A 21834-nucleotide genomic window follows, 5' to 3' on the forward strand; every position below is an offset into this window, starting at 1 on the left:
ATAAGAAAGAGGCTCACAGCAGAGCCTCTTTCTTTGTCATTTTTCTTTTTGTGTAATGGATTTAGCGATCAATCCGCCATGCATTCGACCATTTTCAATAAAGATCTCATTCGCATTGTTTCCCGCAGCAATGACACCTGCAATATAGATTCCTTCTACATTGGTTTCCATCGTTTCTTGATGAAAAGCAGGCCGACCTGTATCCTTGTCAATGTTTATTCCCATTTTCGTCAGGAAGCTATGATCAGGGTGATAACCTGTCATTGCAAACACAAAGTCATTTTTGATTTCTTTCTTCTCACCATTTACCTTGTAGGTGACAGAGTCATCTGTGATCTCCTCTACACACGCGTTGAATTCCATCGCTACCTCACCATTTCTGACAAGCGCATCAAAGTTAGGAAGTATCCAGGGCTTAACACTTTTCGAGTACTCGCTTCCCCGGTATAAGACGGTGACTCTTGATCCCGCTTTATTCAATTCAAGTGCTGCATCAACCGCTGAGTTCTTCCCTCCGATCACAACCACATCTGTGTCAAAAAAGGGATGTGCTTCTTTAAAATAATGAAAGACTTTCTCTAATTTCTCTCCTGGGATTTTTAAATAATTGGGATGATCATAGTAACCGGTCGCAATGACGATATTTTTACTTTCATACGTTCTCTTTGAGGTGGAAACGGAAAAACGTCCATCTTGCTTCTCCACCTTTTGAACTGTTTCGAATCGATTGATTCTTAATTCTTTCCGCTTCGCTACTTCACGATAATACACGAGTGCTTGATTCCGTCTTGGTTTGTGTTCTTCAATAACAAAAGGAACGTCACCAATTTCCAGCTTTTCACTTGATGAGAAAAACGTTTGATGAGTGGGATAGTGGTAAATGGCATTCACGATATTCCCTTTTTCAATGATTAAAGGATCGATACCCTTTTCTTTTAGACTAATAGCAGCTGACAACCCACATGGTCCCCCGCCTACAATAATGCATTCTTCCATTTTCAAATTCAGACACTCCTTCAATTCCTCTATCTGAATGGTAATTTAAGTTCGTTCATTTCAGATGTTAAAATAATTACTACCCAATTATTATGGAATAAGTTTGCGATTTGGTCAAAAGGAAGCACTCGAAGCTCATGGCCACGTCAGTAGTATGATTTCTAATTTCTGCTGAAATTATTGTAATGCGCCATTATTTAGAATTGAAAAAGGATGAGATGTCATTCATCTCATCCTTTACTGGGATTAAATCCAACCTCTGAACCGGCATGCTTCGGCCATTTTTCTGACTCCTACCATATAGGCGGCAAGTCTCATATCGACTCTTCTGGACTGGGAAGTTTCGTATACATTATTAAAGGAGCTGACCAAGATCTTCTCCAATTTTTCTTTCACTTCTTCTTCAGACCAGTAATAACCCTGATTATTTTGTACCCATTCAAAGTAAGAAACCGTCACCCCACCCGATGATGCTAACACATCAGGCACCAGTAGGATTCCACGCTCGGTGAGGATTTTCGTTGCTTCCAACGTTGTCGGTCCGTTCGCTGCCTCTACCACAATGCTTGCTCTTATGTTGTGAGCATTTTTCTCCGTGATTTGGTTCTCGATGGCTGCAGGCACGAGAATGTCACAGTCCAGCTCTAATAGTTCTTCATTTGTTATCGTATTATTAAATAATTTCGTAACCGTTCCAAAACTATCCCGACGATCCAGCAAATAATCAATATCCAGCCCATCTTCGTCATGAAGTCCACCGTAGGCATCAGAAATCCCAATCACCTTTGCTCCTGCATCATGCATAAACTTTGCAAGGAAGCTTCCGGCATTACCAAAGCCTTGAACGACTACTCTCGCTCCTTTAAGCTTAATTCCTTTTTTCTTGGCTGCTTCATGAATACAAATCGTGACGCCCTTCGCGGTTGCCGTTTCACGACCATGGGATCCCCCAAGCACCAATGGTTTCCCTGTAATAAATCCTGGCGAATTATACTCATCGATTCGGCTGTATTCGTCCATCATCCACGCCATGATTTGCGAGTTTGTAAAAACATCGGGAGCCGGAATATCTTTAGATGGTCCGACAATTTGGCTGATTGCGCGTACATAACCACGACTTAATCGCTCGAGCTCTCTAAATGACATATCCCGGGGATCACAGATGATGCCCCCTTTACCTCCACCGTATGGAAGGTCTACAATTCCACATTTCAAGCTCATCCATATGGAAAGCGCTTTAACTTCTTTTTCAGTAACGTTCGGGTGAAATCGAATCCCACCCTTTGTTGGTCCAACTGCATCATTATGTTGAGCACGGTATCCCGTGAAAACCTTTACTTTCCCATCATCCATCCGGACTGGTATTTTAACCGTTAACATTCGTACAGGTTCTTTTAATAATTCATATACTTCTTGTGAATACCCCAATTTATCAAGTGCAAGATGAATAACCGTTTGTGTAGATTTCAATACATCGTGTCGATCAGATGCTTGGTGATTTTCTTTCCCCTTATCGGCTACCATTTATGTAAACCTCCCAGTATACTTCACTGTTTAACGGAACCTCGTCCGCTTTCATGACATAGTATACACGTTTGAATTCTACTTGCAAAGAAGGAAAATCAAAAAAAGAAGATTTTTTTGAAAACGCTATCATAATCGAAAAGCGGAAGGGGCTTGCCCTGGGGCGACAAGCATAAGACGAGTAACCTGAAAAGGCGCTCTTTGCCTTTTTGGGTTACTTGGCTTATGACCTCGAGCCCCAAGCCCTGGAGCTGGACATCGCGAAAAGCGGAGGCGGCTTGGCCAGGCATACAAAAAATCACAACAACCATCACCATAACAAAAAACACTTCCAGGAATCACCCTAAAAGTGCAAAATAATGTCGATATTTTCTATAAATCATAGTAAAACATATATCTAAAGGGGGGGAAGATTGGGTGCCACATAACATAATCAGAAATAAAACAGAATTTTATCAATGGAATCCTTTATTAAAACAGCACGGCCGTACTCCATCAGGATATGTTTCGTAATCTTTGATTGTTGACCGTATTCAGCGCAAATAGCCTCCATGACCAAGCTATCGTATTCCAATAGATTTTCAATAAGTAAGTAGTAGTTTTTTTCATAATAATAAATGCTTAATTGTATAAGGCGATTGTTCACTTTGTTCAATTCGTTGATACGTTTAAGGAGGTCCAGTACATCCTCGAAATCCTCAAAGTAAACGAGCACATCATGATCATTCATGGACTTCATGATTCCACTTTCGTCTTCCCAATCAGAAAAGTCATCTTCTGACTCTAATGTGAGGATCATGCAGATTTCCTGATCATCAAATGACTCAATCTCAACGGTGATTTCCATCTGTGTTTCAATGCCGAACTTCCCTTGAACTTCATCTAACATGTCTTCAAAAAGATCATGCCACATATAGGAATCTTTCCATTGGTCTTGTTCAAATAAGCCTTTTTGCTCTAATTCTTCCACACTAATGGAAAATTTTATTTTGTTGTCAGAAATTCTTTCAAGCTTCATCTTCGTACCCCCTAGAGTGTGACGATTTATCACCATACTATGTAAGGGGCAGAAAACAGTGCATAATCCAATTATAATTTACTTTTCAGCCATAGTTCCCAATCAGGTTTGGATTGTCCGACAATGTGTTCCTGAAATTCCTCTTTCTTTTCTTTTGGGAGATGGTCTACTGCAAAACCGCCAATTCCAATTTCCAGGCCATCCCGCTCACTCTTTAATGAAGTAACGAGTGACAACAGGTTGTCTACATTTTCCCTTAAGGTGCAGGAGAAGAACAGAAACTTAGGGTCGACTTCGTCAAGAACGACGTCGATATCATTTTCTTTAATACTCGAGCCTAAATAGATTACTTCAAATCCCTTTCTTCTTACATAGAGAGTAAAGATTAACAATCCCAATTCATGCCATTCGTCCGGTCCGCAAACTGCTACTACTTTAGGCAAGATTCCGTTGTGAGGAAAAGAGTGCATGATGATTCCGATACGGGATCTCAGTATCGATGTTGCAAAATGCTCGTGAGCCGTCGTAATTTTCCCGTTCTCCCACAGGTCTCCGATTTTAACCAGCAAGCTGCCCAGGATATCGATCACCACTTTATCTATCGTGTAAACAGCAAACGACTGGTTGATTAATTCATGGGCTTTTGTTTCATCAAAGCTTAAGAGTGCTTTTAACAAATCATCCGAGATGCTCTGAGTGCGGTCCTTTCGTTCAGAGGATGCAATCTCATTTTCTTCCAGCTCTTGTTTATCAAGTAACGCAACTGCCTGACTGATCGTAAATCCCTGATTGACCTTTTCAACCAGCCATTTCAATATATTTAAATGTTGTTCTGTGTACAATCGATGACCTGATTCATTACGTACAGGAGCAATTATCTGATATCTTCTCTCCCATGCCCTTAATGTACCTGGTTGTATTCCTAAGATTGTGGACACAGCTTTTATATTGTATTTGCCTTCTAACTTCTTGTCATTGCTCATAAATAGTCCCCCAAAGTAATTCTCTTCTCTCTAAAATTATAATCGAGAAACCGCACTGTGTAAAATTTGTACAGGTAATGAACAACAAATGTTCATTTCATTCCTTTTCGATTTTCAGTAAATGGGTCTCTGCAGGAGCTCCCAAGCGTAATGGGAGCGCAGTTGTCCCATAGCCGTTACTTACTAATAGGGTGGTCTGTGGGAGCTTTTCAAGTCTTCCTTTTTTATACAGTCCCCAACCAAACAATCGAATTTGTCCACCGTGTGTATGGCCACTCAACATCAGGTCAATCCCCTCTTCTTTTCGTACCTGCCTTACAAGTCTCGGGTCATGACTGATTAATATATTAAATTCATACGGTGTTGTTTTTTTAAGGGAAGAAGAGTAAGAAGCTCTCTGCGTACTCGCATCGTCCACTCCGATCAGGTTAACCTTCCCGTTTTGAATAGGCACCTTAACTGAATCATTTACAATTTCAATGATTCCCTTTTGTTTAAATATATCCTTCAGCCTGTTCGTATTCACTTCATGATCATTATTGCCCCATACGAAATAAACCGTTCCCAGTGTCAATAGTTTATCTAAGTTTTGCTCAACTCTTGAGTAGGGCACTCCTTTTTCCAACAGATCCCCGCCAATGATGACAAAATCGACTTTCCCTTTCACTTCATCAATAATTCCGTCTGACACTTCCCTCTTATGTATATCAGATATAAAAAAGATGGAAATCGCGCTCATATGATGAGGAAGGGCAGGAAGCTTGACCTTCTCCATTTTCACAACATTTCTACGTGCTTCATATAACATAAAAAAGAGGAGACTGACTCCCCCTACTAATAAAAATATACTAAATTCAAGCATTGTGGCCTCCTTGTCGGTGGAAATCTATAGAAATAATACCATAAAAGATGGATAAGAAGGAAAAAATCATTGTTTGCCACATTCCAAAAGTGCTCAACAAATAGATGATGCCTATATGAAATGGGATGAAGACTAATTCTTTATGTAGTTTACCATTCATTAATCTTAGAATAGAAAACAGTTCGAATTTCAATAAATTCCCTTGGACGATTAACCCGACCATAAAGGCCATCATTGCCGCAAAGAATGGCACGGGATTTAAGAGTAGCTCCACAATAAACTCAGAGCTGTTCAGCAGTTCACCCGCCGGAAACCATTTAATGAATAGATACCCTAATAGAAACGTGATAAGCAGTTTAACAGTATGATTGATCAAAAAAATCCCTCCCATAAATCTTATGAGAGGGATTTCTTTTCATACAGGGTTTCAGTCAATTATTCATCTTCATGAATATCAAGAATGCGGAATCCTGATTTCTCCAACTTATTGAGAAATTTATCCATATTGTCCTTCTTTTCGACCTTTAGTACGATACGTCTTAATAATTTATCGGTTTCATCAAAGGTAACCAGGGAGATGACCGATTCCGAATACTGCTGGACGATATCTCCAAGACGGGCAATCCTTCCTTCTGTTTCCACAGAAGAAAAGGCGATTCTCACTCCCTTTTGATCCATCCCGAATGCACTTCTGAATTGATCAAGTACATCAAAGCGGGTGATCAATCCAAGGAACTTTTTATCTGGCCCTACGACTGGAAGAATCGGAGAATCCTTCAATTCGACCAATGCATTTTCAAATACATCTTTGTCGGTTATATATTTGTCGGTATCGGCAATAATATCACGAACCTTTTTCTCCTTGAGAAAGGCTTCTTTATCCATTCCTGAAAGGAAGAAGCTCTGATAAATATTGTAGCGTGTTGCCACCCCTTTATATTCTTCATTCGAGAGTACCGGCACCCCATCAATTTTATGGTGCTCCAATACATTAAGGGTCTTTTCGATCGAGTCATTTTCATCAACCACATAGCATTTGTGTTTCGGTATCATGGCACTTTTTACAAACATTTGACCACCTCATCATTAATATCCTACATCTGTAGTATTCAACATTTTCACAAAGTTTCCCTTCATATTTATGAATTTAAATTAATTAACATGTTCTATTTAACCTTTTCATATGTTGTTACGAAGGATTTTCTTTAAAGGAGGGATTATCGTGCACGAATTTTACAAAGCTTATTACCCATATGTAAGCCCATTCGATCCGTGTAAGCCTATTACCCGGAAAGTCTATTCAACGCCCCCTAATCTTTACTTAGGGTTTCAACCTCCCAACCTGGAGCAATATTCGCCTAAAGAAGCGTTACAAAAAGGTACTCTATGGAAAGTGTTTTATGATCCCTACTATAGCCCGTATGAAAAGATGAAGGGAGAATAGACTGACATGAAACAGCTTCCCCCCCATTATTATGAAGTGCTGGAAGAGTTACAAGCTGTAGATTTCGTGATTCTTGACCTTACCCTTTACCTTGATACACACCCTGAAGATTATGATGCAATCTCTCAATATAATATGTACATCAAAACGCGAAAACAAATTAAGAAGAAATTCGAAAAAGAATTTGGTCCTTTGACAAACTTTGGATATAGCTACTCCAATTACCCATGGGATTGGAAGGATGCTCCATGGCCATGGCAAGTTTAATATTTCGGGAGGTGCATGACAATGTGGGTTTACGAGAAAAAACTTCAATATCCGGTCAGAGTAAGTACATGCAATCCTAAACTGGCAAAATTTCTGATTGAACAATACGGCGGTGCTGACGGAGAACTTGCAGCTGCCTTAAGGTATCTCAACCAACGCTATACCATCCCTGACAAAGTCATCGGATTGTTAACGGATATTGGTACGGAGGAGTTTGCTCACTTGGAAATGATCGCGACAATGGTTTATAAATTAATTAAAGATGCAACTCCCCAGCAGATGAAGGACGCCGGACTCGACCCTCATTATGTTAATCATGATGGAGCGATCTTCTATCACAATGCTGCAGGTGTGCCGTTTACTACAGCGTATATAGCGGCTAAAGGTGATCCGATAGCTGATTTATATGAAGATATAGCAGCTGAAGAGAAAGCAAGGGCTACCTATCAGTGGATCATTAATATGAGTGACGATCCTGATCTGAATGATGGTTTGCGGTTTTTAAGGGAGCGTGAAATCGTCCACTCCCAACGCTTCCGTGAAGCAGTTGAAATACTTAAGGACGAAAGAGATAAAAAGGTATTTTTTTAAGCATGGAAACTTGGCTCATTTCTTCGAAAGAAGAAATGAGCCTATTCTTTTACTATAAAATAAATATGAGCTCGTTTTTAGTACTAACATTTACTCTCACTTACTACCATGAAATAAATTTATATCCCATTCTTTTTTCATTTTTTCGTACACATGATGCCTTTTTTTCCACGCTTCCTCTTTCCATAAATCTTTACTTCGATCGATGATCTCACACCTTAATGCATGATATTCTTTTTCCTTTTTCTCCTTTTTTTCATATAAGATTCTTGTAGCACCGAAAAGCCCGACAAGAAGCATAGTGATAATTAGATGAAAAGAGCTGGATACAAATACAGAAAACATCGCTGCAAAAGAATATGAATATGGTCCAAGCACAAATTTCGTCACATAATAGAGAAAAAAGAAGGAAGCAAACATGGTTGCCCATAAGGTATAGAGGTGTACCGCTTTGGCTTTATCAAATTTTTGTTTTTTGTCTATTAAATTATGTAGCATCTGTCCAGTGGCTTGATCTGTCCACTCTCCAAATTTCATCCCCACCCACTCCTTTCCTTCCTTTATAGTTTATGAACTTGTCCATAAAGTTAGAATAGTAGAATAAAAAAAGGACCTCTTCAGATCCTTTACGAATATCAGGAAGGCGGGTTTAGGTTTCTTCACCCTGACATCTGATTCCGACTATTAAGAAAACTAACTTCATGAAATTCCGTTATGAGTTGATCAAAGATGCAATCCCAGGACTGTTTTTCAGCCATTTGAAGAGCATTTTTTTTCATTTCAGTTAGGAGATCTCCATTTAATATCTCTTCAATATGATGAATAAACGAAGAGTAGCGATGAGCTTTCGCCATCCTTCCTGTTTGATTATGCACTACGATGTTCGTCACACCGCCTTTATCAGCCACTACCGCTGGCAATCCGGAGGCAAATGCTTCTAATACTACATTTCCAAACGTCTCTGAAGCAGATGGGAAGACAAATAGGTCAGAGGATGCATACACTTCCGCTAATTCGTTTCCTGTTACATAACCCGTAAAGAGTACATTTTCGTTTTTGGTTTTTTCCATAAGCTCATTCCTCATCGGTCCATCGCCGACTATCACCCATTGAACTTGATCTTTTAATGTTTGAGGAAGATATTTAATCGTCTTTTCGAGTGTGTCCAAGTCCTTTTCAGGAGCTAAACGCCCCACATAAAGAAGAGTGTATTTCTTGTTTTTATTAAATTTCCTCCTTAGTTCAGGGCTTCGCTTTTCCGGAGAATAGGTTTGACAATCCACTCCCCTGCTCCATATGGATAAGTCGGTAAAACCTTGGTTTTCTAAGTGAAGCTTCGTTTCAATTGAGGGGACAAAAATTCGATCTGCCTGTGAATAAAACCATTTCATGTATTTCCATAATAATGGTGCCACCCACATCATTTTGTAATAATTCAAATACAGATCAAAATGGGTATGATAAGAGGCAACCAATGGGATATTCATTTTCTTTGCACCCCGGATCCCATATAATCCCATTGTAAGAGGTGTGGTTACATGAATCAGTGTAGGTGAAAAATCTTTCAGCTGTTTTTCAATGGTTTTCGGGTTGGCAATAGCCGTTCTGCATTCAGGATAGAAGAAAAAAGGAAAACTTGTAAAGGAATGTACATTTGGATAGGACTCTTTTTTCTCTTGAAGATCAGGAGCAAATACTTTGTACTCAATTCCCCTTTTCTCATAGTGATTCGTCAATCTCTTTAACGTTCTTGCGACCCCGTTCACTTGAGGATAGTAAGTATCCGAAAACAATGCCACTCGCATGTACCCTTCCCCCTTTATGATTGCCTTTCAATTCATAGATTTTATACGTTTATCCCATAAACAAAAGGACCATTAAAGTCGTAGCAAATGCAAGAAATGCTCCCGCCAATACATCTGAAGGATAATGGACTCCGAGCACCACTCGGGAGTATCCCACTAACCAACTTAAAGGAAAAAGGAGAAGCATCGTGTATGGATACTGAATCATAAAAGGAATCGATATGGAAAAAATGGCGGTTGAATGACCAGACGGAAATGAATGATCCTTAAATTCATAGCCGTGTATCATTGCATCGGGTAATGTTAGATAAGGTCGGATACGTTTAACCAATTTCTTGGTGATTGACATAATAATATGACTGATACATAACGTTATCATGGCAGCCATTACCGTTCTTTGCATCTGTGAATAATATTGACTCAAGAAAAACAAGATCAGGACGGAGGCTACAGTAATCCTCGCTCCACCCAAATGAGTGACATAGCCGAAGAATGAACGATACAGCCGCTTGCTTCCATTGATTCTGTAAAACAACAGGTCATCTACTTTTCGAAAGCGCGTAAGCATTCTGTCCATGAAACCAACTCCTCTTCTTTTAGTGATGTCACCTCCATTATATTTTAGGTTTGTAATGCTTCTTATAAATGAATGTAAATTTTATCGTGAATATTTGTAAAAAAAATAGCACCCTCCCCAAATCGACTTGGGGGGGTGCCTTTTATTGATCTAATGGGATTTCCAGTACTTGCCCTGTCTGAATTTCATTATTTTGAATATTATTCCATTCCTTAATTCGTTCAACTCCTGATTGGGAATTGTAGTATTTCATAGCAATTCTGAAAAGGGTTTCCTTGGGGGCGACCGTGTGATACACGATCTTGTTTGTTGGCTGCTCTTCCACAGGCTCTTCATTTTCCTCTTCTGTCGGCTATTCCTCTGCTGATTCTTGTTCAGCAGGTGGAGAAGCAGGTTCAGTGGACGCTGGTTGTTCTTTTCCAGTCACTGAGGGAGCAACTTCATTCAGGGATTCTTCACTTTTGTCATTCCCGGCAGCCTCTTCTTCTTTGGAATCAGCCTCTCCAATGCTCTCCTCATTATCATTATCGGATTGGTCGTAGCGAACTTCTTCCACATCATCCACATCTTCTGACATGACCACCAAGGGGCCATTCCTGCTATCAAAATATGAATAAATGCTAAAAACCGTCAAGGGCAAAAGAATAAAAAATAAGAGCAGCATACTGATCAATGGATATTTCATTCTCCATTTGTTTTTCTTCTTTTTCTCTCTATGTAACTCACTTCTCGCTGGAAGAGGCTCTCTTTTTTTAAATGATGCTTCCTCTGGGACTCGTTCAATCTTTTGCTTTAATTTCGCTGCTTGATCTCGATATGGGTCTTTACTCATGAGACATCCCTTCTTTACTTCCTTGTCTTCCTTTCTTACGCATATGTATACCCAGTAAGAAATCGATGACAAAGTGCATGATGATTGTTACCAATAAATTCTCTGTTTGTTCATAAATGAAACCGATCCAAAAGCTAAGCAGTACAATATTGACAATTAAAAACCAGTGAGCCCAGTATCTAAAATGTATCAGTGCAAATATAATACTTGAAATGATTATACCAAAGTGAAATTGCAACACGCCTCTAAATAATATTTCTTCACTGATGCTGATGAAAAATGCAAGCAGTGCAATTTCACCAATGCTTCTATCCGTAAATATCCTTGCATTCACCCCGCCATCGTCATAGTATTTACTGGGTAAACGCTTCATTAATACGATGTCGATGATCACAATCATCACACCGCTTGTTAATCCAATTGTCAAAATGGTCGGGGAAATGTAAAACTGTTTCCAAAAACCGGACCATGTGTCAAATAAAAATATACCTAATCCTAAGGCAATCGTTAATAGTAAGAATTGAGTGAAATACAAATGAAATGTTAACTGGTTCTTAGAAAGCTGTTCTATGACTTCCCCTTGTTTCTGCATGAATACCACTTATCCTAATAATAATTTTTCCAACCTTTTTTCCCATCTTGTTTCAATCGGGTTTTGAGTGTCAGTTGGCCGACACTTGAAATCCTTAAGGGAATAACCGCATTGATCGCAACAGAAGTTGTTCTCCTGTTCTAACACTTCATCAAAATAGTGAAGGAGCTTCTCTCTCCTACAGGAATCAACCTGTAACCACTCGATCATGGAGAGCAGTTTGTCCTTCTTGTATTGTAAACGATTGTTGCGAATTTGTTTCATCTTTTCTATTAATCTATCATGACTAAGTGTCCGTCCTCGAGTCAGCTCATCTGAATAATACGTAAGAAATCGATATTGAATCTCCGACAGTTGCAACAGATCGATTATCTCATTCGCCTGGCCCTGTCTGGCTTCCTTTACATACCTTTGTATTTGTAAATCTTCAGGCAATTCACTTTGAATAAGCTGCAGTGGGATCGAAAGGTCTTGTTCAGAGTATAACACGACAGACACACTGCTTTCCCCATCTCGTCCCGCTCTTCCGATTTCTTGTGAGAATGCTTCTATGTTTGAAGAGAAATGAAAATGAATGACAAATCGAATATTTTCCTTGTTTACACCCATACCAAAAGCAGAAGTGGCACATATGATTCTTAGCTTATTGGATAGAAATTGTTGTTGAATGAGTATCCTATCCTCTTGTTCCATTCCCCCATGATAGTGAGCAACACCTGATACACCATTTTCCCCAAGCCATAAAGAAACGTCTTCTGCCATACGCTTACTTGAGAAATAGATAATGCCCGGTCCGCCCCAGGTTGTCACATATTCTAAAAGCTTATCCAGTTTATCGCTATGATTCGTGACTTTCTCAACGAATAGACCAATATTTTCACGATTAATTGAATAGACTTTTTCCACAGCACCTTCCATTTGGAGCACTCGTTTAATGTCTTTTCTTACTTCACCTGTGGCAGTCGCCGTTAATGCCAAGGTCGTTGGATTGCCAATCTTCTCTTTCATCTCCCCCAATTTTAAGTAATCAGGTCTGAAGTCAGGACCCCACTGAGATATACAATGTGCTTCATCAATGACAAATAAAGAAATGTGTAAAGTTTGTAGTAAGGGAATAATAACCGGACTCATTAACATTTCCGGGGATATGAATATAAATTTATAAACGTGTAATTGCTCAAGGGCCGATCTTCTTTCCATATAAGGTAAAAACGAATTCAGTGCAATCACCCGTTTTTCACCCATAACTTTCATCTGCTCCACTTGATCCTGCATTAAAGAGAGAAGGGGAGAAACGATTAATACTTGTCCTTTCTTTAGATACCCGGGTAATTGATAGCACAGCGACTTACCGGTTCCTGTAGGGAGCATCGCCACCGTATCCCGTTGATTTAGAACAGATAGAATGATTTCCTCCTGACCTTCTCTGAAGGAAGAATAGCCAAATCTCTCTTTAAGTTCTTTTTGCAAATTCACGGTTCTCACCTGCCTTCGCAATCGCTACTCTAATTTGAAAATAAGATAAATGAGGAATCTTCTCTTTTATCGGTTTTAGCCTTTTAGTTTGAGCGTCGTTCATAACTAAAAGCACATTCTCATATTCCTCTTGAGAAATGAACGGATCTATTGCAAACTCTTCCTGAGTTAAGATTAGTTCAATCACATGGTCTTCAATAGTATTTATTTTTAAATCACGTATACGCGCGATTTCTTCGATTGAATGACCCCTTTGATACAACTCATATGTTTTGCTTGTTGAAATGGTCAGATTTTGAAGCTGATCATTTTTTAAGCTGATTGAATATAATAAGGGATAAGTCGAAGGATCTTTTTCTAATTCAGATAATATGCTATGAATTAAATCAAGAAACTGAAAGCGGAATTCTTCTTCATGCATATTCAATTTTTCAGCAACTTGCAATTCTGTCCATCCATAATCCTTGAAGCCCGTTAACCGGAATACGAGAACGTCTGGATTTAAGGATTGTGTTAGACTGGTCAACAGGGTATACAGCTCCTTATACAAATCGGAAGACATTTTTTCAATATTAGGGTTCGCCCGTAAACAGCTCTTTACCCAATCTTGTATGCTCTTGTTACGTTGTACAGGAAAATAGAGCGTTTCCTGCTGTTTCCCGTTCGATAGAACCTGAACAAGGAGGCTTAATCTTTTCCAAAACAGAAACGTTTGATCACCGTAGACAAGGCCATTCATATTTGATGGAAAGGAGTCACCTTGAAAATCTTTTTTTACAGATTCAGTACCAGCAGTTGTCACAATCGCTTTCCCACTATCATCGACAATGACATACCCCAATTTCTCTAATTCCTTTACCTTCTGGTTAAAGTACGCTCGTTTAAGCTTAGGTAAAGAAAGGAAAAATGGCTGCAAATAAAAGAGGTGAGCATCCTGAATCGACTGGGAAGACTTTTTTCCTTTTAAGATATGAAAAACAGAGTAAATCGATCGCTCTCCATTTATTTGTATGAAGCAATATAAAATCACATAATTAAGATAGGTCAATTCTCTACTCCTTAACATGTAGGTTATTGTCAAATATTGTACCATGAATTTGTTGTTTAACCATGTTTTGTTTTTCATATATAGGATAAAAATAAAAAGAAACCACCTAACTATTGAAAAGTTATACAATCCTCTATAAAATAAACATTAAGTGATTTTTCACAAACTTACATTGTGTATAATGATGAATTATATAGAATTATTTATTCGGGAGGTTTTTTCTTTGCCAAAATATACAATCGTCGACAAGGATACATGCATTGCATGTGGAGCGTGTGGGGCTGCTGCTCCAGATATTTACGACTATGATGATGAAGGTATCGCATTTGTAACATTAGACGATAACCAGGGGACGGTCGAAGTTCCTGACGTATTAGAAGATGATATGATTGATGCATTCGAAGGTTGTCCTACAGATTCAATAAAAGTAGCTGACGAGCCATTCGATGGAGATGCACTAAAATTTGAATAGTAGTTCCGAAGCTAAGGGAGAATTTCCCCTTAGCTTTTTCTTTTTGTGCTGATGACATTAGAAAACCCCTCAAATGTAATTGAGGGGTTTATGATTTATATTTGCACTATGCAGCTTTCTTTAGGGCTGTCTGTCTTGCCAACCAGCCTTGAAGACGAACAAATAGTAAGATAAAGACTGATGTTACAAGGATTCCTTTTAAAATGTTGAAAGGAACAATTCCTGTAATGATAATCTCAGCAGGAAGCTCAAAATTCATGAAGTATTTATATGCGGGAAGGAACACAAAATAATTAAGAATTCCCATACTGATACTCATGACCACAGTTCCTGTGATAAGTCCGATCAACAAACCTTTTTTAGATTGAAAACGTGAATAAATATAATATGTCGGTAGAATCAAAAGCACTCCCGCCATAAAGTTTGCAACATGACCAATCGGAACGCCGGTATCGCTTCCTGTCATGATGTAATCAATCACGTTCTTGAATAATTCAACTAATATTCCTGCAAGAGGACCTAATGTTACTGTCGCAATCAATGCAGGCACATCACTGAAATCTACCATTAAAAACTTTGGAAATGGTGGAATCGGGAAGTTAAAAAGCATTAACACATAGGATATGGCACTTAACATACCAACCGTTACAAACGTGCGTGTATTCATTTTTCTCATAAACCTCTCTCCTTTAGGAGATTCATCTCATATCGAAGATAGCTCAAGCCAAAGGTAGCATTAAAAAACCCCTAGATACGTATATCTAGGAGAACGATAAGGCATACCCTAATAAACGTTCAGCTTCCCTTTTTCTAAACGTTCTGGCATAAACCTTCATCTTCTCCCATCCAGACTATACTGTCGGCTTTGGAATCGCACCAAATCCTGCCCGTGAAGGCTCGCGGGCTTAGAGACAAATGTCTCATCACCGCCGGTAGGGAATTTCACCCTGCCCCGAAGACGAATCTTTATTTTTTTATACATTTTCATTATACATAATGACAGGAGTTATGTGAAGGAAAACAGTTTGAATTCGAAATATTTTTGTTTACTAATGGAATATTCAGGTTTACGATTCCATTATTGTATGTTTAATACTTGTTGAGGATATATAGGTGTCTTAAGATCCAGGTCATTCCAAGCCACCAAGTCATTCACATCGACTCCTTGTGCGACTGAAATGGAGTATAAGGTGTCCCCTTGTTTCACTACATACCCACTTCCAGCTGACAGAGGGATGGCTAACGATTGATTAATTACCAAATTATTGGTTTCATTTAACCCATTGGCCCTCTTAATATCCTCTACGGATATATTGTATTGCTGAGAAATCCCCCAGAGGGTTTCTCCCTTATGTACGACATGATTTACCATGTTTTCATTATTATGAACTTTTTTCGTACTTACATCATGAGTGATATCAGCTGTTCCAGAAACACCCACTGCCTGATAGGGATCCCGCTCCTGAGCAAACACAAGCTGCCCGACCTCACCTTGTCCAAATACCATATAGGGATCGATTGCATTTTCCTTATCAATCGTCCATTCACCCCTGTGCACCTCAAAATGCAGGTGAGCTCCTGTGGATCTGCCTGTATTTCCTAAATTTCCAAGCTGTTGACCTTGATCCACTTCTTGATTTTCTTCAACAAGCCGGTTCTTAAGATGAGCATAAACGGTTTCATACCCATTTTCATGCCTAATGAATACTACATGTCCGTAGCTTGGAGATAGATATGATCTAATCACCTTACCTTTGGCAACAGAATAAACAGGAGAGCCTATGTCTCCTCCTATGTCCATTCCTTTATGAGTACCAGACCTTGTCCCATATGAATCCGTTATCATCCCTTCAACAGGAAATGTCCAGGATACCGTTTCCTCCACGATCTTATTCGTCTCTGCTTTCGCTATCTTTCCTGTAAAGAACATAATGCTCACACACAATGCTAACAGGAATACAATTAAGAGCCTTCTTACATAATCCAAAATCATGCTTGTCCTCCTTACCCATTTAACGCAATACCTTATTTCTTCCCTACTGAAGCTTCACGTCCGCTACCTTTTCATCTATTAACCCATTCTTACCTTCTCACCATCATTTCATGCACTCCCCACTATATGTAGACCCTCCATTCAATATTCACAAGTGAATGAGATAATTTTCCTTTGAGTAGTTTGTCTAAGTCTAAGATAAATATACACCCAAAAGCGGAGGCGGCTCGTTCAGAGGCGACAAGCATAAGACGAACAGGCAGGAAAGGCGTTCTTTGCCTTTTTGGCCTGTTTGACTTATGACCTCGAGGGGCTAGCCGCTGGAGCTGGATGACACCCAAAAGCGGAGGCGGCTCGTTCAGAGGCGACAAGCATAAGATGAATTGGCCGGGAAGGCGTCCTTTGCCTTCTTGGCCAATTTAGCTTATGACCTCGAGGGGCTAGCCGCCGGAGCTGGACGACACCCAAAAGCGGAGGCGGCTCGTTCAGAGGCGACAAGCATAAGACGAACAGGCCGGAAAGGCGTTCTTTGCCTTTTGGGTCTGTTTGACTTATGACCTCGAGCCTCTAGCCGCCGGAGCTGGATGACACCCAAAAGCGGAGGCGGCTTGTTCAGCCCTGACAAGCATAAGATGAATTGGCCGGGAAAGCGTCCTTTGCCTTCTTGGCCAATTTAGCTTATGACCTCGAGGGGCTAGCCGCCGGAGCTGGACGACACCAAAAGCGGAGGCCGCTCGTTCAGCCCCGACAAGCATGCCCTTCACACAAAAAAAGACCGGAAACGGATTCCTTTCCCGCTTCCAGTCTTTCTGTGATAACTAATTTTCGAATGTTTTCTTATTCGGGCTGATAGGAGTCTCAATGGGTTCGTTGAACATGAATCCATTCCAGCTTTCCTGTTTAATGTTTTCGAATTGAACTCTTTCATACCCGGAGCTTTTGCTTGTCAGTAAAATGCCTTCAATCATTTCCATGGCTGTTTCGTTGTCTAATATTTCTATGTCCAGTTCATTTAAGAAATTGATGGTTAGATATTCATCTGATTCCTTTACACTGATATTGATGTTTTTAGGAATCACACTTTGGAACAGGCTCGTCTCTGAGCTTTTCATTGCCTGAATGGACTCTTTGACATTTCCTCTATTTATATTATCCGGTACGAGGAAGCGTTCCCTTCCATTTGGCGAGTAAAGGTAATAAGCCGTATGAGCATCTTCATTAAGGTCGATTTTTGAGAATTCCCCGGTGGAGCTGAATTCCGGGACTGAGCCGTCTTGTTCTTGAAGAACCACTTCATTTAACCCCTTATGCTGAAATGAGTATAATAGAGTATGGTAAAAAGCGTATTCCACTGCACTACCGCCACTATAAGAATGCTCAGGATCCAAAGTGAAAATGACTTTGTTTTCACCCATTGTAAATTTGCCTTTTAAAGGGAGAAAGTCTTCCATCCCCCACTCACCTTCAGGCAACTCACCTGCAATTTCTTCATAACGGGTCAACCAGCCTTCTTCCCCTTCTGCAGGGCGATCGACAATTGAAATAGGTACAGGTACCGCTTCAGGTGAAACGAGTCCATAAGAATAGTAGTCCTGCCCTTCCAAGTCTTCTTCATATAAAGATAATCTTTCTGCCGTAGTTGGTTGAATGTCTTTTTCAGTCTCAGCCATACTAAGCTCGCTATTATCCTTTTCAACTGTCATTTGGTCTTTATCGGCGTCATCATGTATCATTTCTGATTTATCACTTGATTTCGCCAGGGAATCTTGTGCTGAATTCGGTGCTGAATCCCCACCTGAAGATTCCGTTGATTTCATTTCTGATTTTTCCATAGTATTTTCATTGAATTGATTTAATACGGTTGGAGCAAGCATGACCATGATGAAAATGGCTGCCAGCGCTGCGACTGTTGGAATAAAACGGTTAAATGCAATAAACTTCTTTTTGTTCTGGCGTTCTATTTTTGCATATATCGATTGAGGAGTTCGAACATCTTTGATTTGAGGAAGCTTTTTGACGAGGTCCTCTATATCACGATCTTTCCATTCTGACTGTTTCAATGTCTCTTTCCTCCTTTGGTAGCCGTTGATTCATTTCAATTCTTAACCACTTTATGGCTCTATGCTGGGTCGTTTTCACTTTACTTTCAGACCAGCCGAGGACTTCAGATGTTTCAACAATTGAAAGTTCTTGTAAGTAACGCATAATAATGACCATCCGATAATCCGTCGAACAGTTTTTCAAACATTCGTACAATACCTGAACTTCTTCCTTCGCAACAGTAATTTCTTCCGGAAGCGCCCCATCGTCTGTCACATCATTCCGGCTCCAATCGAATTTATCCAATATCCGATGCTTCCAGTTCTTCTGTTTTCTAAAATGATCTATGGCTACATTTTTTGCAATCGAAAAAAGCCACGTTTTTTCAGAGCTTTTCCCTTCAAAACGCTCATGCGATTTAAGCACCCGTATATATACTTCCTGCACCAGATCTTCAGCCTGCTGCTTATTCTGTACCATGTATATAAGGAATTGAAAGACGTCCTGATGATACTCAGTGTATAATTTCTCAAAAACGGAGTTCACTTGCTTCCCTCCCCGTCAATTTATTAGTCGTTTTTTCTGTAAAAAAGTTACACACTATCAATATAGTATTTTTCTGGTAAAAAGGAAAGACTTATATTAAATACAGGTTTCACCTCAAATTTACTTCAAATAAAAAGTCAACAAGGTACTTATCCCCTGTTGACTTCTCATATTCTCATCATTTTTTCAACATCATTTTCTACTCACAGAGAAAAAATAAAGAATGTTTCCCATGTAACAAGAAAAAACGTCAAGTTTCTATGGATATCATCGATTCTTGGCTAAATGGGAAGAAAGAAAGTGAAGGTTGTCCCTTGATCGACTTTACTTTGTACTTGGATATGACCTTTATGGGACTCAATGATGTTCTTTGCGATCGCGAGGCCCAGACCAGTACCGGACTTCCCTCTTGTTCTGGCTTTATCCGCTTTATAGAAGCGCTCGAATACAAAAGGAAGATCTTCTTCAGGAATCCCGGAACCCGTGTCTTTTACGTGGAATAAATAACCACCCTTGCTTTCCGTCAGGGAGACGGTTACTTCTCCATCTGTAGGAGTATGTCTTAAAGCATTATCAATAAGATTGGTTAATACTTGTTCAATCCGGTCCGGATCCATGTGAATTTCATTTTTGATTCCTACGTCACTTTCAAAGTAAACGGATACCTTTTTTTCTTTGGCCAGTCCAATAAATTTATTCGTCACTCTTTCGGTGAAAGGCATGACACCAATGACGTCTTTATTTAGTGTGATATGCCCCGCTTCCATACGGGCCAAATCCAGAAGGTCGTTGACCAGACGCCCCATCCGCAATGACTCATCATAAATAATTCGGGCTATCTCTTTCTTTTCTTCTTCTGTTTCCGCAATATCATCAACGATCGCTTCACTATATCCTTGAAGCATAGAGATTGGCGTACGGAGTTCATGTGAGACATTGGCGATAAAGTCTTTCCGAAGCTTATCCAATCTTCTCTCTTCTGTCATATCGCGCACCACCGCCACGGCTCCCCTGATGTTGTTGTTATTGTAGAGAGGACTGATAATCACCACATACGAACGCCCCTGCAGACTCAATTCACCTGTCTGCTCCATTTCTGTAACGACCACGCTCTGCAATAATTCTTTTACAGTAGTTGGGATGGCTTCCTCACTGTTTTCACTTTGCTCATAATACCAATGCTGAAGGAAGCGATCGGCAGGTGGATTAGTGATCAAGATCGTGCCGTCTCTATTAAAGGTGATAACTCCATCGGCCATACTGCTCAAAATAGAGGAGAGCTGCTCCTTCTCCTGGCTCAATGCGTTAATGTGAAACTTAAGCTGCCTGCCCATTTGGTTAAATCCTGTTGCGAGTTCACCGATTTCATCCTTCGTCAAAATCGGAACCTTTGTATCAAACTTACCCTTTGCTACCTCAAAGGCTGCTTCCCTCATTTTCCTTAGTGGTGCAGTGATACGTGTGGAAAGGAAGAAAGCAAAGATGGTCGTTAGAATAATGGCAATCCCGGCAGCAAGCAAGATCAGTTTCGTTGTTTGACGTGTTGTATCTTTAATAACACCAAGAGACTGATAGAGATATACCGCTCCATCTTCTTCATCAATATGAAGAGGAGTCCCTACAATGATGATATTTTCATATCGGTTAGACGACATTTCCGAAGATAATTCAATCTCTTTCTTGATGGTGATTTCTTTTGTTTTCACCGATTGAAGTTGTTTATCATCAGAAATATACTCATGAATATTGTTTTGAAATGCTGTAGAATCCTGGGAATAAAGTGATTCATTCTGGTCTAATGAAATAATGATATTGACTGGATCATCGATGATTTCTTTCCCCAGTTCCATCCCCAGCTCCAGGTCTTTATGATTTTCAATGACTCTCGCCACTTTTTCAGCCGTTTGGGTTAGTTCTTTTTCGACCACATCGACGTGATAGTTTTGAAAGAATTCCAGTAAAAGAATCGTAAGGATAAATAACACAAAGGAAACTAAGAGGAGAATCGTTAGCCACAGCTTCCCTACAACACTACGCCATAGCCTCATTCATTTGTTACCTCGAACTTGTAGCCTACTCCCCATACGGTAACAATCATCTTTGCAGCCATCTCGGATACTTTATTCAGTTTTTCTCTTAATCGTTTCACATGTGTATCGACCGTACGCAGGTCCCCGAAGAATTCATAATGCCACACTTCCTTAAGCAGGTGCTCACGGTCAAATACTTTGTCAGGAGCTTTTGCAAGGAAATATAGGAGCTCGTATTCTTTTGGTGTTAAGTTCACATCTTTACCGTCAGCGGTTACCCGATGGGCATCATTATCGATTGTAAGATGAGGATAGACAATAAGGTCCTTCGCCTTGGCATCTGTTTGAATAAAGCTAGTCTTTGAAGAGCGTCTTAATAACGCTTTCACTCTCAGTACCACTTCGCGAGGGGAAAAAGGTTTCACTATGTAATCATCGGTTCCCACTTCGAACCCTTGCACTCTGTTCACTTCTTCTCCTTTAGCAGTAAGCATGATCACAGGCGTCGCTTTCTTTTCACGAAGGTACTTACATACTTCGATCCCGTCCATTCCCGGCATCATGATATCCAGTAAGATACAGTCGTAATTATTCTCCAGAGCAAGCGCCAAAGCTTCCTCTCCATTTTCGGCTTCATCGATTTCATAGTTTTCTCTTTCAAGATACATTTTTAACAGTCTGCGAATCCGGTCTTCATCATCTACAACTAAAATTCGAATATTTTCCTCCATGGGTACA

Annotated in this window: 25 protein-coding genes and 1 riboswitch; of the genes, 4 read left to right on the forward strand and 21 right to left on the reverse strand. The window is 39.9% G+C overall.

The features are described 5' to 3' along the window. Positions 1-36: 36 nt before the first annotated feature. The 7 genes from RSX31_RS06880 to RSX31_RS06910 all read right to left on the reverse strand — a co-directional run bounded on the left by RSX31_RS06880 (position 37) and on the right by RSX31_RS06910 (position 6454). The gene (locus RSX31_RS06880) at positions 37-996 is read right to left on the reverse strand and encodes a YpdA family putative bacillithiol disulfide reductase (protein ID WP_397541199.1); all 960 of its coding nucleotides are present in this window, start codon (positions 994-996) and stop codon (positions 37-39) included. A 246-nt stretch (positions 997-1242) separates the two neighbouring features. Further along, complete coding sequence (locus RSX31_RS06885) at positions 1243-2520, reverse strand: Glu/Leu/Phe/Val family dehydrogenase (protein WP_315634019.1); 1278 nt, start codon at positions 2518-2520, stop codon at positions 1243-1245. A 433-nt stretch (positions 2521-2953) separates the two neighbouring features. Beyond that, positions 2954-3538: an adaptor protein MecA gene (locus RSX31_RS06890; protein ID WP_187443270.1), complete on the reverse strand. Its 585-nt coding sequence runs from the start codon at positions 3536-3538 to the stop codon at positions 2954-2956. A 71-nt stretch (positions 3539-3609) separates the two neighbouring features. Beyond that, complete coding sequence (locus RSX31_RS06895; RefSeq protein ID WP_148969487.1) at positions 3610-4521, reverse strand: MerR family transcriptional regulator; 912 nt, start codon at positions 4519-4521, stop codon at positions 3610-3612. 97 nt (positions 4522-4618) lie between these two features. Further along, positions 4619-5383, reverse strand: a complete 765-nt coding sequence (locus tag RSX31_RS06900; protein ID WP_148969488.1) for a metallophosphoesterase — start codon at positions 5381-5383, stop codon at positions 4619-4621. Beyond that, the gene (locus RSX31_RS06905; RefSeq protein WP_148969489.1) at positions 5376-5759 is read right to left on the reverse strand and encodes a hypothetical protein; all 384 of its coding nucleotides are present in this window, start codon (positions 5757-5759) and stop codon (positions 5376-5378) included. Before RSX31_RS06905 ends, RSX31_RS06900 begins: the two co-directional genes overlap by 8 nt. A 59-nt stretch (positions 5760-5818) precedes the next feature. Continuing rightward, entirely contained in the window at positions 5819-6454 is a 636-nt protein-coding gene (locus RSX31_RS06910; RefSeq protein WP_148969490.1) for a CBS domain-containing protein, read from the reverse strand. Between the two features lie 151 nt (positions 6455-6605). Here RSX31_RS06910 and RSX31_RS06915 point away from each other — a divergent pair, with 151 nt between their 5' ends. The 3 genes from RSX31_RS06915 to RSX31_RS06925 are packed head-to-tail and all read left to right on the forward strand — an operon-like array spanning position 6606 to position 7685. Then, positions 6606-6827 carry a spore coat associated protein CotJA gene (locus RSX31_RS06915; protein WP_044340146.1) on the forward strand — a complete coding sequence of 74 codons (222 nt, stop codon included), beginning with the start codon at positions 6606-6608 and terminating at the stop codon, positions 6825-6827. A gap of 6 nt (positions 6828-6833) precedes the next feature. Further along, positions 6834-7094 carry a spore coat protein CotJB gene (locus tag RSX31_RS06920; RefSeq protein WP_113967646.1) on the forward strand — a complete coding sequence of 87 codons (261 nt, stop codon included), beginning with the start codon at positions 6834-6836 and terminating at the stop codon, positions 7092-7094. Between the two features lie 21 nt (positions 7095-7115). Continuing rightward, positions 7116-7685 carry a manganese catalase family protein gene (locus RSX31_RS06925; RefSeq protein ID WP_113967645.1) on the forward strand — a complete coding sequence of 190 codons (570 nt, stop codon included), beginning with the start codon at positions 7116-7118 and terminating at the stop codon, positions 7683-7685. Positions 7686-7781: 96 nt separating this feature from the next. On the opposite strand, the gene RSX31_RS06930 is transcribed toward RSX31_RS06925, so the two are convergent. From RSX31_RS06930 to RSX31_RS06965, 8 genes are all read right to left on the reverse strand, one after another. Further along, positions 7782-8222: a YpbF family protein gene (locus RSX31_RS06930; RefSeq protein ID WP_262371885.1), complete on the reverse strand. Its 441-nt coding sequence runs from the start codon at positions 8220-8222 to the stop codon at positions 7782-7784. Between the two features lie 122 nt (positions 8223-8344). Then, positions 8345-9490: a glycosyltransferase family 4 protein gene (locus tag RSX31_RS06935; RefSeq protein ID WP_315634031.1), complete on the reverse strand. Its 1146-nt coding sequence runs from the start codon at positions 9488-9490 to the stop codon at positions 8345-8347. Between the two features lie 49 nt (positions 9491-9539). Continuing rightward, positions 9540-10067 (reverse strand): phosphatase PAP2 family protein, encoded by a 528-nt coding sequence (locus RSX31_RS06940; RefSeq protein WP_315634032.1) that lies wholly within the window; start codon positions 10065-10067, stop codon positions 9540-9542. Between the two features lie 142 nt (positions 10068-10209). After that, a complete protein-coding gene (locus tag RSX31_RS06945; protein ID WP_315634033.1) occupies positions 10210-10392 on the reverse strand; it encodes a LysM peptidoglycan-binding domain-containing protein in 183 nt (60 codons plus the stop codon). A gap of 27 nt (positions 10393-10419) precedes the next feature. Continuing rightward, a complete protein-coding gene (locus tag RSX31_RS06950; protein WP_315634035.1) occupies positions 10420-10899 on the reverse strand; it encodes a hypothetical protein in 480 nt (159 codons plus the stop codon). Further along, entirely contained in the window at positions 10892-11491 is a 600-nt protein-coding gene (locus RSX31_RS06955) for a CPBP family intramembrane glutamic endopeptidase (RefSeq protein ID WP_148969495.1), read from the reverse strand. The genes RSX31_RS06950 and RSX31_RS06955 overlap by 8 nt, the downstream gene beginning before the upstream one ends. A 9-nt stretch (positions 11492-11500) precedes the next feature. After that, entirely contained in the window at positions 11501-12967 is a 1467-nt protein-coding gene (locus tag RSX31_RS06960; RefSeq protein WP_187443271.1) for a RecQ family ATP-dependent DNA helicase, read from the reverse strand. Further along, entirely contained in the window at positions 12945-14015 is a 1071-nt protein-coding gene (locus RSX31_RS06965) for a helix-turn-helix domain-containing protein (protein ID WP_187443654.1), read from the reverse strand. The genes RSX31_RS06960 and RSX31_RS06965 overlap by 23 nt, the downstream gene beginning before the upstream one ends. A gap of 223 nt (positions 14016-14238) precedes the next feature. On the opposite strand from RSX31_RS06965, the gene RSX31_RS06970 reads away from it, so the two are divergent. Continuing rightward, the gene (locus RSX31_RS06970) at positions 14239-14487 is read left to right on the forward strand and encodes a ferredoxin (RefSeq protein ID WP_032087848.1); all 249 of its coding nucleotides are present in this window, start codon (positions 14239-14241) and stop codon (positions 14485-14487) included. A 106-nt stretch (positions 14488-14593) separates the two neighbouring features. On the opposite strand, the gene RSX31_RS06975 is transcribed toward RSX31_RS06970, so the two are convergent. The 6 genes from RSX31_RS06975 to RSX31_RS07000 form a co-directional block, all read right to left on the reverse strand. Then, on the reverse strand, positions 14594-15163 hold the full coding sequence (locus RSX31_RS06975) for an ECF transporter S component (RefSeq protein WP_148969498.1): 570 nt from the start codon (positions 15161-15163) through the stop codon (positions 14594-14596). Between the two features lie 154 nt (positions 15164-15317). Further along, positions 15318-15451: riboswitch (FMN riboswitch) on the reverse strand. 114 nt (positions 15452-15565) lie between these two features. Beyond that, positions 15566-16480 (reverse strand): M23 family metallopeptidase, encoded by a 915-nt coding sequence (locus tag RSX31_RS06980; RefSeq protein WP_148969499.1) that lies wholly within the window; start codon positions 16478-16480, stop codon positions 15566-15568. A gap of 818 nt (positions 16481-17298) precedes the next feature. Then, a complete protein-coding gene (locus tag RSX31_RS06985) occupies positions 17299-18540 on the reverse strand; it encodes a hypothetical protein (protein ID WP_148969500.1) in 1242 nt (413 codons plus the stop codon). Continuing rightward, positions 18512-19066 carry an RNA polymerase sigma factor SigX gene (gene sigX, locus RSX31_RS06990; protein ID WP_148969501.1) on the reverse strand — a complete coding sequence of 185 codons (555 nt, stop codon included), beginning with the start codon at positions 19064-19066 and terminating at the stop codon, positions 18512-18514. The genes RSX31_RS06985 and sigX overlap by 29 nt, the downstream gene beginning before the upstream one ends. Before the next feature lie 281 nt (positions 19067-19347). Next, on the reverse strand, positions 19348-21114 hold the full coding sequence (locus RSX31_RS06995; protein WP_148969502.1) for an ATP-binding protein: 1767 nt from the start codon (positions 21112-21114) through the stop codon (positions 19348-19350). Next, positions 21111-21827: a response regulator transcription factor gene (locus RSX31_RS07000; protein ID WP_113967631.1), complete on the reverse strand. Its 717-nt coding sequence runs from the start codon at positions 21825-21827 to the stop codon at positions 21111-21113. Before RSX31_RS07000 ends, RSX31_RS06995 begins: the two co-directional genes overlap by 4 nt. Between the last annotated feature and the right edge of the window lie 7 nt (positions 21828-21834).

The organism is Rossellomorea yichunensis (assembly GCF_032337515.1).
GTDB classification, from domain to species: domain Bacteria; phylum Bacillota; class Bacilli; order Bacillales; family Bacillaceae_B; genus Rossellomorea; species Rossellomorea yichunensis.